This is a genomic window from Desulfosporosinus shakirovi (assembly GCF_020595055.1).
GTDB classification, from domain to species: Bacteria; Bacillota; Desulfitobacteriia; order Desulfitobacteriales; family Desulfitobacteriaceae; genus Desulfosporosinus; species Desulfosporosinus shakirovi.
In genome coordinates this window covers 85,626-100,239 of record NZ_JAJDOO010000006.1, presented here as the reverse complement: position 1 = coordinate 100,239, position 14,614 = coordinate 85,626, and the positions used below count along the sequence as shown (strand labels likewise).

Annotated in this window: 17 protein-coding genes; 12 read left to right on the top strand and 5 right to left on the bottom strand. The window is 44.9% G+C overall.

Features of this window, described 5'->3' with window-relative positions; translation table 11 throughout:
* Window positions 1-85: 85 nt before the first annotated feature.
* Genes LJE72_RS07255 through LJE72_RS07240 form a run of 4 tightly spaced genes read left to right on the top strand, consistent with a single transcriptional unit; the run spans window position 86 to window position 3,714 of the window.
* Complete coding sequence (locus LJE72_RS07255; protein ID WP_229246956.1) at window positions 86-853, top strand: ABC transporter ATP-binding protein; 768 nt, start codon at window positions 86-88, stop codon at window positions 851-853.
* Window positions 846-2,840 carry an ABC transporter permease gene (locus LJE72_RS07250; protein ID WP_229246955.1) on the top strand — a complete coding sequence of 665 codons (1,995 nt, stop codon included), beginning with the start codon at window positions 846-848 and terminating at the stop codon, window positions 2,838-2,840. The genes LJE72_RS07255 and LJE72_RS07250 overlap by 8 nt, the downstream gene beginning before the upstream one ends.
* Before the next feature lie 12 nt (window positions 2,841-2,852).
* Entirely contained in the window at window positions 2,853-3,182 is a 330-nt protein-coding gene (locus LJE72_RS07245) for a hypothetical protein (RefSeq protein WP_396390604.1), read from the top strand.
* A gap of 13 nt (window positions 3,183-3,195) precedes the next feature.
* Window positions 3,196-3,714 (top strand): PadR family transcriptional regulator, encoded by a 519-nt coding sequence (locus LJE72_RS07240; protein WP_229246954.1) that lies wholly within the window; start codon window positions 3,196-3,198, stop codon window positions 3,712-3,714.
* Between the two features lie 616 nt (window positions 3,715-4,330).
* On the opposite strand, the gene LJE72_RS07235 is transcribed toward LJE72_RS07240, so the two are convergent.
* Genes LJE72_RS07235 through LJE72_RS07225 form a run of 3 tightly spaced genes read right to left on the bottom strand, consistent with a single transcriptional unit; the run spans window position 4,331 to window position 6,681 of the window.
* Complete coding sequence (locus tag LJE72_RS07235) at window positions 4,331-5,167, bottom strand: nitroreductase family protein (protein WP_396390601.1); 837 nt, start codon at window positions 5,165-5,167, stop codon at window positions 4,331-4,333.
* Window positions 5,164-5,862, bottom strand: coding sequence for a nuclear transport factor 2 family protein (locus LJE72_RS07230; protein ID WP_229246953.1), 699 nt, complete (start codon window positions 5,860-5,862; stop codon window positions 5,164-5,166). Before LJE72_RS07230 ends, LJE72_RS07235 begins: the two co-directional genes overlap by 4 nt.
* A gap of 15 nt (window positions 5,863-5,877) precedes the next feature.
* Complete coding sequence (locus LJE72_RS07225) at window positions 5,878-6,681, bottom strand: SDR family oxidoreductase (protein WP_229246952.1); 804 nt, start codon at window positions 6,679-6,681, stop codon at window positions 5,878-5,880.
* A 152-nt stretch (window positions 6,682-6,833) separates the two neighbouring features.
* On the opposite strand from LJE72_RS07225, the gene LJE72_RS07220 reads away from it, so the two are divergent.
* The 8 genes from LJE72_RS07220 to LJE72_RS07185 all read left to right on the top strand — a co-directional run bounded on the left by LJE72_RS07220 (window position 6,834) and on the right by LJE72_RS07185 (window position 11,163).
* A complete protein-coding gene (locus LJE72_RS07220) occupies window positions 6,834-7,529 on the top strand; it encodes a M23 family metallopeptidase (RefSeq protein ID WP_229246951.1) in 696 nt (231 codons plus the stop codon).
* A gap of 191 nt (window positions 7,530-7,720) precedes the next feature.
* Window positions 7,721-8,470: an N-acetyltransferase gene (locus LJE72_RS07215; protein ID WP_229246950.1), complete on the top strand. Its 750-nt coding sequence runs from the start codon at window positions 7,721-7,723 to the stop codon at window positions 8,468-8,470.
* On the top strand, window positions 8,467-8,982 hold the full coding sequence (locus LJE72_RS07210) for a GNAT family N-acetyltransferase (RefSeq protein WP_229246949.1): 516 nt from the start codon (window positions 8,467-8,469) through the stop codon (window positions 8,980-8,982). Before LJE72_RS07215 ends, LJE72_RS07210 begins: the two co-directional genes overlap by 4 nt.
* Before the next feature lie 96 nt (window positions 8,983-9,078).
* The gene (locus LJE72_RS07205) at window positions 9,079-9,678 is read left to right on the top strand and encodes a hypothetical protein (RefSeq protein WP_229246948.1); all 600 of its coding nucleotides are present in this window, start codon (window positions 9,079-9,081) and stop codon (window positions 9,676-9,678) included.
* A gap of 42 nt (window positions 9,679-9,720) precedes the next feature.
* Window positions 9,721-9,921 (top strand): hypothetical protein, encoded by a 201-nt coding sequence (locus tag LJE72_RS07200; protein WP_229246947.1) that lies wholly within the window; start codon window positions 9,721-9,723, stop codon window positions 9,919-9,921.
* Window positions 9,922-10,025: 104 nt separating this feature from the next.
* On the top strand, window positions 10,026-10,217 hold the full coding sequence (locus LJE72_RS07195; protein WP_229246946.1) for a hypothetical protein: 192 nt from the start codon (window positions 10,026-10,028) through the stop codon (window positions 10,215-10,217).
* Window positions 10,214-10,633 carry a type II toxin-antitoxin system death-on-curing family toxin gene (locus tag LJE72_RS07190; RefSeq protein WP_229246945.1) on the top strand — a complete coding sequence of 140 codons (420 nt, stop codon included), beginning with the start codon at window positions 10,214-10,216 and terminating at the stop codon, window positions 10,631-10,633. The genes LJE72_RS07195 and LJE72_RS07190 overlap by 4 nt, the downstream gene beginning before the upstream one ends.
* Window positions 10,634-10,821: 188 nt before the next feature.
* Complete coding sequence (locus tag LJE72_RS07185; protein WP_229246944.1) at window positions 10,822-11,163, top strand: TfoX/Sxy family protein; 342 nt, start codon at window positions 10,822-10,824, stop codon at window positions 11,161-11,163.
* Between the two features lie 158 nt (window positions 11,164-11,321).
* On the opposite strand, the gene LJE72_RS07180 is transcribed toward LJE72_RS07185, so the two are convergent.
* On the bottom strand, window positions 11,322-12,305 hold the full coding sequence (locus tag LJE72_RS07180) for a M23 family metallopeptidase (protein WP_229246943.1): 984 nt from the start codon (window positions 12,303-12,305) through the stop codon (window positions 11,322-11,324).
* A gap of 51 nt (window positions 12,306-12,356) precedes the next feature.
* The gene (locus LJE72_RS07175; protein WP_229246942.1) at window positions 12,357-14,396 is read right to left on the bottom strand and encodes a heterodisulfide reductase-related iron-sulfur binding cluster; all 2,040 of its coding nucleotides are present in this window, start codon (window positions 14,394-14,396) and stop codon (window positions 12,357-12,359) included.
* Window positions 14,397-14,614 lie beyond the last annotated feature (218 nt).

Below are 14,614 nucleotides of genomic sequence, written 5' to 3'. Positions count from 1 at the left end.
AACTGGAAAATGTAAGCCAAAGTTATGGCAGGGCATTTTCCAGTTTTGCTATACTGAACCTACTCAGCAAAGGAGGTTCTTCTTCATGACCATTTTAGAAGTGAATAATCTTAAAAAAGTCTATACCACCCGTTTTGGCGGCAGCCCTGTTCAGGCCTTAGCCAATGTGTCCTTCTCCGTAGAGGAGGGTGAATATGCAGCGATTATGGGTGAATCCGGGTCAGGCAAAACCACCTTGCTCAATATTCTGGCCTCCCTGGACAAACCCACCAGCGGTGAGGTGCTGCTCAAGGGGAAAGGGCTCAGCACCATTAAGGAAAAGGAGATTTCCGCCTTCCGCCGGGAAAATCTCGGCTTTGTGTTTCAGGATTTTAATCTGCTGGATACCTTCTCCTTGCAGGATAACATTTTCCTGCCCCTGGTGCTCTCCGGCAAGTCCTATGAGGAGATGAGCCGGCGGCTGGAGCCCATTGCCCGCAAGCTGGGCATCGGTGATATCCTGGCCAAATATCCTTATGAAGTGTCGGGAGGGCAGAAGCAGCGCTGTGCTGTGGCCCGGGCTCTGATTACCAAACCCCAGCTGATTCTAGCGGACGAACCCACCGGTTCCCTGGACTCTCAGTCCGCTGAGGGCTTGCTCCGCCTGTTTAAGGAAATCAATTTGGAGGGGCAGACTTTGTTAATGGTGACCCACAGCGTGAAAGCGGCCAGCCATGCTAAACGGGTACTGTTTATTAAGGATGGTGAGGTCTTCCACCAGCTTTATAAAGCCAACATGTCGGATGAAGCCATGTACCAGAAGATCTCCGATACCCTGACCACCATGGCCACAGGCGGTGGGCACCATGAGTAGATTCTTTTATCCTAAGCTGGCCGCCACCAATCTGAAAAAAAATGCCCAAACCTATCTGCCCTATATCCTGACCTGCATCGGTACGGTGATGATGTATTACATCATGGTGTTTCTGTCTGAAAATGAGGGCTTGGGAAAAATGACCGGCGGCTCCGAGGTGCAAACCATCCTTAACCTGGGCTGCTATGTGATCGCGATTTTCTCGGCGATTTTTCTCTTCTATACCCATAGCTTTCTGATCAAACGGCGGAAAAAGGAATTTGGCCTTTTTAATATCCTGGGCATGGAGAAGAAGCATATCGCCAGAGTATTAGCCATCGAAACCCTGTATGTGGCGGTGATCAGCCTGGGGGCAGGCCTGCTGGGCGGGATACTTCTCTCCAAGCTGATCTTCATGGTTCTGCTGAAAATCCTCAACTTTGAGGTGCCCCTGGGCTTTACCGTCTCCGGCCCCGCTCTTACTGCCGTGCTGTTCCTGTTCGCCGGAATTTTCCTGTTGACCCTGCTCAATACCTTGCGCCAAATCCATCTGGCTAAGCCTGTTGAACTCCTGATGGGCGGTCAGACAGGGGAGAAGGAGCCGAAAACAAAATGGCTTTTAGTGGTGATGGGAACTTTGAGCCTGGGCTGGGGGTATTATATTTCCCTCACTACCGAATCTCCTCTGGCCGCACTAAACCAATTTTTCTTTGCCGTCCTCCTGGTGATGGTCGGCACCTATTGTTTGTTTACCGCCGGCAGCATCGCAGTGCTTAAACTGCTGCGCCGGAACAAGGGGTATTATTATCAGATCAGGCATTTTACCGCTGTAGCGGGGATGATGTACCGGATGAAGCAAAACGCCGTGGGGCTGGCCAATATCTGCATCATGGCCACGGCTGTGCTGGTGATGGTGTCTACCACCGTGTCCTTGTACATTGGGATGGAGGACGTGCTGCGCACCCGGTATCCTCAACATATTATGATTTCCACCCCCGTGCCTGCTCAGCAATCCGTGGAGGGCTTGCAGACGTCGGTTAAGGAGGTCTTGGCGAAGCATGGGCTGGAGGGGAAGGATAGACTGGACTACAGGTATGCGGCCTTAGTCGGCAATCAAGAGGGGGACAGGGTGATCACGGATATGAGCAACATCTCCGACGACTCTTCTTCCGTCAGGGAATTCTATCTGATTCCGCTGGAGGATTATAACCGGCTGGCCAAGAGAAGGGTCAGCTTGGGGGATGATGAGATTCTGATCTATTCCAGCTCCAGCAAGTATGAAGAAGATACCCTGACGGTATTAAACCGGACATTGACAGTCAAGGAAAGGTTGGACTCGTTTTTTGAAAATAACCTGAATAGGGTATCCATCTCGGGCAGCTATTATGTCGTGGTCAAGGATATGGAGGTGGTCAAAGCCATGGCGGAGGCCCAGGACGAAGAAAATGGGGATGATCCCTCAGGGTATCGATATTATCTGGGCTTTGATCTGGAGGCCGACGAGGCTGACATCTTGGCTGTTTACCAGGACATCCGCACGGCCGTGGGCAATGATTATCCCGGCAGCAGGATCGAATCCCCGGTGGCAGTCAAGGAATCCTTTTTCGCCATATATGGAGGCTTGTTCTTCCTGGGAATTTTCTTGGGGGCGCTGTTCATCATGGCCACCGTGCTGATCATCTATTACAAGCAGGTCTCCGAGGGGTATGACGATAAGGCTCGCTTTGAAATTATGCAGAAGGTGGGAATGAGCCGTGAAGAGGTCAGAGGCTCCATCCGCAGTCAGGTTCTGATCGTATTTTTCCTGCCCCTGGTTGCCGCCGGGATCCATATTGCCTTCGCTTTTCCCATCATTACTAAATTGCTGGCCGTACTGAATCTCACCAATGTGGGGTTATTCGCCTGGTGCACAGCGGGTACCATCTTGGTTTTTGCCCTGTTTTATGCTCTTGTCTACGGGCTGACGGCCAAAGTGTATTATCGGATTGTCAGTTGGGAGACTTTTTAGGTAAAACAGGATTTGGGCAGTACTGCGTTGAGTATGACCCGTATAAATGATTCTCTTCAAAAATTTGCTTTTGAGCAAGCACATTGTTATTTTGTATCTGCCCAAGGGTTGACTGCGAATCCAGATGGAATTCATGTGAATTCATTATCTCAAAGATATTTTGGTCTGCGCTACTTTGAGGCCTTCGATAAAAAAACTCACGTTTTAGCACCACTAAGCCACGAGGTTGAGCTTTTGGATAGACTCAGTGCGAGAAGGCATACCCCAACCGAATTGATGTTTGTGAAACAGATGGACTTTGCACTTGGAAAAATTTCTTACGAAACACTAATCAACGAATAGTGAGGCACAGATTATGATTCCATTGCTGATTTTGGGGCTATTAATACAAAACCCTGGAGCCCATGGATACGAGCTTCTGGCACAAATGGAAGAAAGGCACTACAAGTATATTGTGAATTTCACGAAGGGTTCATTTTACTATAATCTTCAACAGTTAGAAGAGAAAAACTTAATCAAGCAGGTTAATCAATCAGAACAAAGTCGGGAAAGTCACCATTATGTTATCACGGAGCCGGGGGAAGCCGAGTTTCAAAAGTTGATGTATCAATACGGTGCAAAAACGGAGTATGTTAACCTGTCCTTTTATGCAGCGCTTTTATTTGCCAAGGAATACAAAAGCGATAATATGGTCAAGCTTATTAAGATTCAAATTGAGCAGACTGATGCAAAAATTCTATTATTAAAGGATGCCTTGGATGGAGAACATCAACTCTCAAAATATTTTAGAAAGATGTTAGAGAACTCGGTTTCACACCATTTAGTAAACTTAGAATGGTTTAATTCGCTTCTAAAGGATGTGGATTGTCTATAAATTTCCAACCCACATGTAAAATAACTCAAGCATTAATTGCAGGTTTTTCAAAGGCTTATATAATACTCTTAGCACAAGAACAAGAGCGTATGGAGCAGCAAATGACTTTTAATTACGAACCGAGGCAACTACCAGAGAAACCCGGTGTTTAACCCCCAGTTATATAACCAAATAAACGCGGCGGATTGCTTAAAACCAAGCAATCCGCCGCTTACATTATTACAGCATCAATTTACCACTAGTTGCCGTAAAGCCCCTAGTTTCAACTATGGGGATATAAGGCAATCTAAAGAGTTCTTAGTTTGCATTTTATGGTATAATTGAACTTAATACGATCTTTGAAAATTGAACATATGCGGTTGTGGCAGAAAGTCTGCTACGTAAAATGTTCAACGAGTCAATTGGTATTCGACAAGCAAAAGTCGCTAAAACAACAAACGGACCTAATCGTCTGTGGCAGATAGTAACAGTCTGTCAGCCTAAGATGCTATACGCACTGTCTTAGGAGGGCTAATGGCATAGCCTTAACTTGGGGTCATACTCGATTGCCGGAAACGGACTTTCGTTTCATCACCCAAGAATCCCCCAGATTCATCTGTGGGGAGTGTCAAACACATCATTGCCATGTAATCTGCAAAGGATCTCTGTCAACCAACCGTTTAAAGGTGTAGACCGGATATCCTACTAAGAAAGCACCCGTGATAGTTCTGCTTTCCGGAAGCTTCAAAAGTTTAAGAAGCGGTTCATATCCTGACGTGGCGCAGTATTCAAACAGTCCTGACCAGCAGGTACCAAGCCCGAGTGTTGGTGCGTAAAGCTGAGCATACGTAAGTGCAAAATGGGTGTTGTCCCGGCCGAGAGGGAAACGGTTTTTATCCGCTGTGGCAATGATCAGGCAGGGGGCATCCCTCAGAATCGTGTCCTCACCATTTTCGTGGTAACAGCGGATCGTATTGGAGGTATTTTGCGACCATGGGGATTTTCCCAAAGAGCCGTGTTTTAAATCCTCTTCCGCCCAGTCGGCGATCACGGCCGCAATTTTTTTTAAAGTATCTAGGTCGTCCACGACATAGTAAGATATTCCCTGCGAGTTGCAGGCTGTCGGCGCGAACCGGGCAATGTCAAGCAACTCTCGGATATTCTCGCGCGGTATAGGTTTCTTTTGAAAGGTACGAACAGACCGCCGCGACCGGAGAAAGCGGGCTGCCGTTTCCACATCTGGCACCGGTGATTTCTCAAGCAAAACCTGATTTTTCAGCGGAGCTCTAGTGTGATCCAGGGCACCGTTCGGGCAGACGGCCACGCAGTGCCCGCAAGCAATGCAGAAATCATGAACGATCTCCGGACCTTGCTCTCCCAGGCCAAGAGTACCCCGGCAGACCTTTACGCAAAGTCCGCACTTTGTGCATTTATCCTGATTTACCTGAATTAAATTTTCTCCTGCCATTTTCATTCACCCGCCAACACAATATTCAGGGCTTTGATTTTTCCGTTTTCAAGATTAAAAAGGAAATCCAACGGAATTGGGCTGCCCTCGAAATTGCCGGAAAGCGTGGCGGTGACAATCGTATCACCGTTTTTTTCTACGCAGTCAGTGATTTCCGTCATGACCTTAGCATCCCGGTTTGCCTCCAGAATATGCCCACTGACGGCTTCGGGACCGTGGTATTCCTTTCCCTCGTCAACCAACACTGCATCCGCTGCGAAGCAGCCCGCAAGCAGGGCGTTGTCATAAACATCAGAGGCATGATAAAAGGTTGCAATCGGCTGCGGTAACGGGATTGACCTGCCGTTGGAGGAAAGGACGTTGCGCAAACGCGTGACTTTATCCCCCTCCACCGTAAAGTGAAAATCCAGATATAGTGGGTCCGGCAACCCGCTCTTGTCGTAGTCTCCATCTGATTTTGCAGTTACGACAATTTCTGCGGCATCCTGAACGGCATTTGTGACTTCCAGTCTCAGATGGACGCCGAAATAGTCGCGGTCGCTCCACTCTTTGATGGCGGTTTTCCCGTGATATTCTTTACCGGCGTCTATTACAACGGCGTCATCGGTAAAAATTGAAAGGAAGGTCACAGGATCGTCCGCGTTTGTTGCCTGAAAATGTGCCTCAATCGGTTTAGATAATTGAAATTTATTGTTTATCATAATCATCATTCTCCTTTATATTGTGCGGACAATGCCGCCGTCAATTGTATGCTCCGCTCCGACAATGTAAGAAGCGCGATCGGACACCAGAAAAGCGATGAGTTCCGCTACTTCCTCCGGACGTGCGGTGCGGCCAATCGGGATACCGCCGAGAGAGTCCATCAAAGCCTGCCGGGCATCGCTATAATCGCATCCTCGTTCCTGCGCTATTCGCTCGATGAGTCTTCCGGCGGCTTTTGTTTCCGTGAACCCAGGTGCAACGCTGTTAACACGGATGCCCTTTGGTGCGAGTTCTGTTGCCAGCGCTTTACTGTAATTTGCGAGGGCGGCCTTGGCCGCTGAATAGGCCATAGTGTTTTCTCCTGGGAAGCGGCGCTGAATCGATGTAACATGAATAATAACGCCATAGCCCTGTTTAAGCATCGGAGGCAGCAACCCCCGATCCAGTCGGACAGCAGCGAATAAATTGGTCTCAAACGTCTGCTGCCAGCCCGCGTCAGTTTGCTTAAGAACACCGCCTGTCGGAGTAGAAGATCCTCCTACGTTATTGACGAGGATATCGACGCCGTTAAAGCGTTCAAGTATATTTTCCACAATTTTTGCGGTGCCATCGGGAGTGCTGATATCAGCCTGAATAAATAAATCTGAGTCCTTTAACTCATCCGGGATATTGCGTGCTGTCGTGATGACCGTTGCTCCGGCATGAGTAAGCCGATTTACAATCGCTTCGCCCATTCCTCCCTTAGTCCCGCCGGTTACAAGAACGCGCTTTCCGTCAAGTTCCTTTGTGACGAATGTGTCTTTTGATGGTTCTTCCATGTTCTTATCCTCCTTGACTTCATTTTGCCTGTGATATTACCTGATTCCATTATACAGACCATAACCTGACAACATTGGGTCAGGTTATGTTTCGATATACATACTATTGAGTATGGCAGAAATACAATTGGACGTACTTGCGGAGGTATGGAATGAAAGAAATATATAAACCGATAATAGTTGAGTTTCCTTTAAGGGGAGAATGGTTGGCTCCCAATACGCCGGGCAAAAAGATTCCAAGCCACGGAACAGATCAGTTAGGGACACGATATGCTTACGATTTTTTACAAGTGGATTGGAAAAGAAAAGGCTGGCCCAGTTATGGTGCTCACTGGCTGCGGTATCTCCTTATAGGTGTTCCTCTAAATGAGTGTTACTGTTGGGGGCAAGAGGTATATGCGCCTTGCGACGGGGTAATTGTTAGAGCCGAAGATGGTTATAAGGAAAGAGCCAGAGCGCATTTACTTTCGGATTTGTTTGTTGCTCTAAAGAGCGCGTATGCCTTTAACCTGAGAAAAGACACTATACAATCCGTTGCCGGCAACTATATCATTATGAAATGTAGTAACGATGTATATGCCGGATTAGTCCATCTTCAAAAAGGTTCAATTAGGGTTTCGATTGGACAAAGCGTGAAAAAAGGTGACGTTATAGGTAAAGTAGGGCATTCAGGCAATTCATTTTCTCCACATTTGCATTTTCAGCTCATGGATAGTAGTGACATACTTTCAGCAAGGGGACTGCCTTGCGCTTTTGAGCAGTATGAATCATTCAAAGACGGTGAATGGCGAAAAGTGTATAACGGAATCCCCACAGATAAGGATCATATACGTTTTTGTGCTTCATAATTTAAATAGATAGTAAAGCAAAAAAAGGTAACCTATTGCCAAGAAAACGATGGCAACAGGCGGCGCTAAATTTGCATGAGGCAGACAATGGAACCTGAAAAAAGTTTTGAGGTAATTAATAACTTGTACGCATTTGGTAATTAAGACGAAAAAGCATGAACTACAAGTTTAGATTTGAAGGGAGGATACATATGAATACTGATTTTGTAAACATAACAACAGAAAACCTTGTCAATGAGCATTTATGCTGCATTATCCGCAGTAAAAAGCCCCATCAAGGTATTGACGCCAAGCGACAATGGCTTTCAGACCGGCTAAAGGACGGTCATGTCTTTAGAAAGTTAAATGCAAGGGCTACGGTTTTTATTGAATATGCTCCTCTTGAAACAGCTTGGGTTCCCATAATTGGTGACAACTATTATTATCTGTATTGCTTATGGGTTTCTGGTAGTCACAAAGGAAAAGGGTATGGGAAATCGCTGATGGAGTATTGTCTGGCTGATGCCAAAGAAAGGGGGAAATCCGGCATTTGTATGCTTGGAGCAAAAAAACAAAAATCTTGGCTTTCTGACCAATCATTTGCGAAGAGGTTCGGCTTTGAGGTTGTTGATACTACGGATAATGGATATGAATTGCTTGCACTTTCTTTTGACGGAACAACGCCAAAGTTCGCACAAAATGTTAAAAACCAAGAAATTGAAAGCCAAGAGCTAACAATTTATTATGATATGCAATGCCCCTATGTCTATCAAAACATTGAGATGATAAAACAGTATTGTGAAATGAATGACGTACCTGTATCTTTAATTCAAGTGGATACGCTGCAAAAAGCAAAGGAATTGCCTTGTGTTTTCAATAACTGGGGTGTGTTTTATAAAGGGAATTTTGAGACAGTGAATTTGTTAGATGTCGACTACTTAAAGAGAATACTCAAAAAATGAAGAAAAACAGGGAGATGAGCATGAATATTCAACTCAAGCCTTTTACAGACAGTGACCTGACGTTGTTTGTCAACTGGCTTCACAGTGAGCGTATTCAGCGCTGGTATGCGCCTGTGGAAGCCTGGATCGACGAAGTAAGCAAGCGGGAAAGTGAATACAGCTGGATACGGCATTACATCATTTTGGCCGAGGAAACGCCCATTGGGTTTTGTCAGTATTATCCCTATTGGCGAAGCGGAGAGGATTGGCAGGGCAGCATTCCAGTCGAAGAGACCTACAGTATTGATTATTTAATCGGCGAAGTGGATTTTTTGCGTAAAGGTTGTGCCTGTCAAGCCCTGAAGCTGCTTCAATCCCTCATCTTTGCCCTTCCCAATGGGCAAAGAATTATTGCCCAGCCCGACGAGGATAACCTGGCCTCACGCCAGACGCTGCTGGCGGCGGGGTATACCTATGATGAAGAAAATGAATTGTTCATCATAGTGCGACGAGAAGACTCCCATCCTCTGTAGGTGGTGAGATGAATCGCCGCCCCAAAACATTAACAGAACACCCGTTCTAAATTCGTTCCCTCTGTGGTAAAATAAGGGTATACAATATTGGAGGGGGTGTTCAAAATAATCCGTGTCTTAAAAACGAACTTCTATGCTACTAAAGACAACATTGACCGTCTCTTTGCCTGCAATCGCACATCTGCTCAAGTTTGGAATGATTGTCTAGGTTTGGCAAAAGAGCATTTTCAACAAACCGGTCTCTGGATTGACCAAGGGATGTTGCATTTAGCAACAAAAGGTCAATACCCAATCCACAGTCAGTCCATTCAGGCGATCTACGAAAAATACCTCGATGCTAGAGAAAATGCCCATAAAGCTAGAGCCTTGGGATTCACCCAAATTCGGTACCCGTATAAAGATAAAAAGCACTTCAATACCAAGTGGAAAAAAGATGGCCTTCGGATTGGTAACAACGGAAGAATTGAGTTAAGTTTGGGGCTTTTGAATAGCAGACGCCAAAAACCTATCCCGATTCGGGTTAAGGATTTGCCTCCCGGTAAAATTAAAGAAATTGAACTTATCTATGACCGTGGTCTGCAATTAGCTATAGCCTACGATGACGGCAAATCTTTAAAGGCGAACAATAATGTGGGTATAGCAGCCATCGACCTGGGTGAGATTCACACCATAGTTTCGGTTTGTGATAACGGTTAAGGAGTGATCATCACCGGTAGGAAGATCCGAAGTCTCAAACGCTTGCGCAACAAGAAACTGAAGGAACTGCAAAAGAAAATGGCCAACTGTCAAAAAGGCTCCCGTCAGTGGAAAAAATACAGGCGAGCTTTGAACGACATCTTAGGTAAGATTGACTACTCAAGGCATCTGGGGCGTATTATCGGATTGCCAGATGGGGGACGTCTGGATAAGCATTGGAGAAATATTCGATGCGTTGGCTGAGAAGATAGAGATTCTCACACCAACACGTGCTTTGTCAAATGGACGCAGAATCATCTTTAATGTTATAATAGAATATATTAGACTACCAAAAGGAGGGTTTACAGATGACGAAATCTCATAATGTAAAAAAACATGGCGTATCCTCAAAGAGTACTTCCAGTTCAAAAATAAACTCTTCTAGTGGAAATTGGATTGTTCGTAATAGTTGTTCGGGAAGAATTATTGATAAAAGTGCCGTGGCAGATAACTTAATTACAAGATATGATAAGACTTTCAGAGAGCTTCGTAATAAATGAGCAGGTTTCAAAAAAAACGCTTTAATAATCTTTTACCAAGAGAAATACTTGACTTTCATGATAAACTAATCGCCCGGCATGGTGGTGCTAAGGGACATTATCCAGATTCATTAGGAAAAGCAGAATCAATTATAGCTCAATTTCATTATGTATCCTCGCGATATAAAGCAGTTGAAGCACTTGCCGCTTATTTAATGTATTTGATAATAAAAGGTCATATATTTCCAGACGGAAATAAAAGAACTGGTCTTTTGTCAGGAATGGTGTTTCTTAATATTAACGGGTTCCATCTCCACGCAAATGAAAAAGAACTAGAACTTTTCGCTATAAACGTTGCTGACAGTGATTCGCAACTAAAAGACATGATAATTTCGAGAATGAAAAAATGGATAGGTGCAAGACTTAAAAGAGCTTGAGGATGTTTCCTCTAGCCCTTTTAATTTAACTTAAGAAATCTGGTACTCCATTACTCAGGATTTAATTACCATGGAATTAATGAGGTTCCAAAGAAGCTATTAAAATGTTTGAGAGCTTGGTGCTTAGTCTGCTTTATAACAAATATATCAGATAAAGAGAAGCATACCAATGATCGAGAGGTGATGGTATGGCAACAACAACAGATTTTATTGAATATGTTTGTGAACAGATCAGCGGCGTTGGTGCTGTTAGATATAAGAAAATGTTTGGAGAATATATGGTTTACGTGAATGAGAAGCCTATACTTCTCGTCTGTGATAATATGGTCTTTGTGAAAATAATTGACTGTATTAGTGAAAAGATGAAAGATGCAGAGACAGGCTTTCCCTATGACAGAGCAAAAGAACATTATATATTGGACATAGACAATTCCCTATTAAGCAAAGAAGTTATCTCTTTATTGGAGCCGGTTATTCCGATTCCAAAACCTAAGAAGAAAAAAATCGACCGGCTTTGTAATATGCCGTAAACATTTTTCGAGTTCTAAACGGTATTGTTAACATTTATAAACCCTGCCGTTATCCATTGGAAGCCAATGGTATGTCAAGTAAACTCTCTATGACGAGGGATGCTTATAAGACCCTCCGAATATGGAATAAGAAAAGCACTCCGGACAGAGTGCTTTTCTTATTCCATATTCCCTACGCAAGAGCCGCGTTGAATCCTTGATGTATCCCTTTCCTTTTGCTCAGATGCCGGACGCGGATCAAATTTGGCATAGTTTTCAGCGGGCTTCGCCTCAATTCCCTCAAAGGAAATGGGCAATCCCGCCGAGGCAAGGAAGCTTTGGCCATCCTGAATTTGAAAATGGATGTGCGGCTCAGTTGTATTGCCGGAGTTGCCGCATAGCGCGATGGGCTCGCCGCGCTTTACCTGCCGGCCCGCCTGGACCTTAATGCTGTGGGGCAGAAGGTGAGCCAGCAAGCTATACTCTTTGGCCGCGTGCCTGATTACGATGTAATTGCCGCGAATGTCCTTGGCGGCATGATCCACGGAACCGTTGCCATAGGTGCGGGAATCAGGGTATTTGTCCATTGCTTCCACAACAACTCCGTCAGCCGGAGCTAAGACTTCCTTGCCGTAGCAATAGTAGTTAGGCAAAAGGGTTTTGTCGTCGGAACAGCTTTGACCGTTGTCATCCAAGATCAAAAAGTCATAGGCGTAGCGCTGGGTTAAAATGCTCCAGGAATGAGAGGTTTCCTTGTCCGGTCCGCCGTTGACTGCTGTCCATTCTCCGCTGAAGGGCAGAGAATAGCGTATGGCAGGCTGATAGTTATTTTGATCCGGCAGTCGAAAGCCATGGGAAAGATAGATATAGGGTATAGCAATCAACTGCTGTAAGGACTGCACAAAAATTGAGAAAGAGGAGAAAATCTCCACAAAAGCAAACAGCCAGAATAACCAAAAGTATTTCCAGATCGGCGCATCCGAAAAGAACATTGGCAGGCCCAAAAGACCTGTATATTTTAGTTTGCCGGATATAGAAACAATTCGGTTCATATAAACCTCCCGGTTGCGTATTTTCTTTTCCATTATAACATAAATTTGTGAATTCAGAGGTTGGATCAAAGCCATGATGCCCTGCAGGAAAGCCAAGAGTAAGAAGCCCATTTGTTAGAGGGCTTCCTGCTCTTGAGATTTTACCCGTCTGACAGGTCGATATTATAGACAGCCTTCTAAAATTTCGGAAATATCGAGAGCTTTTAAGGCTTCTTCCGCTTCACGAGACGCTATTCCGTCGACGATCATGGTCAAGCAGAAAGGACATGCGGTACCTACATAATCTGTCTTAGCGGCAATTGCTTCGTCGGTACGCATGACATTAATGCGTTTGCCTTCATGTTCTTCCAGCCACATTCGACCGCCGCCGGCTCCGCAACAGAAGCTTTTTTCACCAATATGAGCCATTTCTTTTATTTCGAGGCCAACAATTTTGAGCAATTCACGGGGTTGAGCATAGATCTGATTATAGCGGCCTAAATAACAAGAATCATGATAGGTAATTGATTTTCCGGAAATATTGTTCAGCTTAAGTTTTCCGGATTTTACGAACTCAAGCAAGAAGGTTGAATGGTGCACGACTTCGAAATTCCCGTTGAATTGAGGATACTCATTTTTAAGAATGTTGAAGCAGTGAGGACATTGAGTGATAATTTTCTTAACCCCATATCCCTTCATGACTCTGATGTTTTCTGAGGCTAATGTATAAAACAAGTATTCATTTCCTAATTTACGGGCAGAGTCACCACAGCATTTTTCTTCGTTGCCTAAGATTGCAAAATGAACACCAGCCCTTTGTAACAGTTTGACTAAGGCAGCGGAGACTTTCTGGTTACGTGCATCAAAGGCACCTGAACAGCCGGGCCAATATAAATATTCAGCTGCAGGATCTTCTGCGCAGGTTTTTACGCCTAATCCTTTTAAAAAGTCGGCCCGTGTTGTCCAACCGATGCCCCAGGGATTCCCGTTATTCTCCATATTTCTGAAGGCTAACTGAGCCTCAGCGGGGAACCTGCTTTCCATTAAGACTAAATGTCGTCTCAGATCAATGGTTTTATCAACATGCTCGACGAAGACAGGGCATTGCTGTTCACAAGCACGGCAGGTAGTACAGGACCATAAGTCTTCCTCAGGAATAACTTCACCGATGAGAGCAGGTACCGGCAGTTCGACGGTCTCTTCGGTTGCAGCAGTTTCCGCTTCCGCCGTCTGATTGGCTAAAGCGTCTTTCTGTACGGCTTTAACGGCCGTACCTGTTTCTTCCATTAAAACCCGCATATCCTGAATGATCTTTTTGGGATTTAAGTGTTTGCCACTTAAATAAGCCGGACAGTTATCCTGGCAACGTCCACAACGCAAGCAAGCATCCGTATTGAATAAAGTTTTCCAAGAAAATTCGCGAAGCTGACTTTTGCCAAAGGTTTCCAGACTTTCATCTTCAAAATTAATAAGCTCAGGGATTCCCATGGGTTCTCTGTTACGGAAAACCATATTTAATGGACCCAATAGTACATGGAACAGCTTCGAATAAGGGAAGTAAGCGATGAACGACATTGCTAAGAGCAGATGGAACCACCATAAAAACCTATGCAAGGAAAGTAACTGTGCCTGGTTGAGATAGGCTTTGAGGGGAATTGATATCCATTGGCCAATAAATCCCCATCCGGCCCAGGGATCAGGTGCTGCCGCAATCCGAGCTCCTTCTATTAGGAAGCCGGTTAGCAGTATTACAAATATTAAGCCTAGTGTGATTGCGTCATCTGTTTTATTGTCTAGGCGGTCGGGTCTTTGGATATAGCGGCGGTAGGCTGCTATTAGGATACCGAGGATAGCCGCCAAGCCAAAGAGATTTGCGGTCAGCTTTATAAACAGATAAAGCCAGCCGTGGAATATTTGTAAGCCAAAATCAGCTTGCAAAGTAATTATTGCTGTTGCAAAGGCTAAGAATACAAAGCCCCAAAAAATACAAAGGTGCATAATTCCCGGATAAGAATCTTTGAGGATTCTCTTATGCCCGAATCCATAGACAATAATATCTTTTAGGCCTGGCCATAGATTCTTCCAGCGATTCTCAGGCTGACCTAATTTCCAAAGTGACACTCGTTTGTACACTCCGTAGCCGAAGAAAATAAGGGCAATGATGAAGAACAAATAGAGCCAATGCTCTCCTTCAATGTTCCAATACACTTGACGTGTGGCCATGCTCATCTCTCCTCATTTGATCTGCGAAGCACCTGAATAAGTGCTTTGCCGATCGAATTTATGGTTTAGAAGCTTCTGTTTTTGTTATAGCTAAGGGTAAAACATACTGTGGAGTTCATGTTTATTTCATTTCCTTTTTATCCTTTTTAGCACAAAGATCACAAACCCCATCAATTTCGAAGGTGTACTTTCCAAGTAATGGTTCGGGTACTATTAAA

Coding starts and splice junctions, on each gene's coding strand:
- LJE72_RS07220 (WP_229246951.1), top strand. CDS start 6,834: ATGAAAGAAATATATAAACCGATAATAGTTGAGTTTCCTTTAAGGGGA.
- LJE72_RS07210 (WP_229246949.1), top strand. CDS start 8,467: ATGAAGAAAAACAGGGAGATGAGCATGAATATTCAACTCAAGCCTTTT.
- LJE72_RS07250 (WP_229246955.1), top strand. CDS start 846: ATGAGTAGATTCTTTTATCCTAAGCTGGCCGCCACCAATCTGAAAAAA.
- LJE72_RS07195 (WP_229246946.1), top strand. CDS start 10,026: ATGACGAAATCTCATAATGTAAAAAAACATGGCGTATCCTCAAAGAGT.
- LJE72_RS07230 (WP_229246953.1), bottom strand. CDS start 5,862: ATGATAAACAATAAATTTCAATTATCTAAACCGATTGAGGCACATTTT.
- LJE72_RS07190 (WP_229246945.1), top strand. CDS start 10,214: ATGAGCAGGTTTCAAAAAAAACGCTTTAATAATCTTTTACCAAGAGAA.
- LJE72_RS07180 (WP_229246943.1), bottom strand. CDS start 12,305: ATGGGCTTCTTACTCTTGGCTTTCCTGCAGGGCATCATGGCTTTGATC.
- LJE72_RS07240 (WP_229246954.1), top strand. CDS start 3,196: ATGATTCCATTGCTGATTTTGGGGCTATTAATACAAAACCCTGGAGCC.
- LJE72_RS07225 (WP_229246952.1), bottom strand. CDS start 6,681: ATGGAAGAACCATCAAAAGACACATTCGTCACAAAGGAACTTGACGGA.
- LJE72_RS07255 (WP_229246956.1), top strand. CDS start 86: ATGACCATTTTAGAAGTGAATAATCTTAAAAAAGTCTATACCACCCGT.
- LJE72_RS07185 (WP_229246944.1), top strand. CDS start 10,822: ATGGCAACAACAACAGATTTTATTGAATATGTTTGTGAACAGATCAGC.
- LJE72_RS07235 (WP_396390601.1), bottom strand. CDS start 5,167: ATGAAAATGGCAGGAGAAAATTTAATTCAGGTAAATCAGGATAAATGC.
- LJE72_RS07175 (WP_229246942.1), bottom strand. CDS start 14,396: ATGGCCACACGTCAAGTGTATTGGAACATTGAAGGAGAGCATTGGCTC.
- LJE72_RS07215 (WP_229246950.1), top strand. CDS start 7,721: ATGAATACTGATTTTGTAAACATAACAACAGAAAACCTTGTCAATGAG.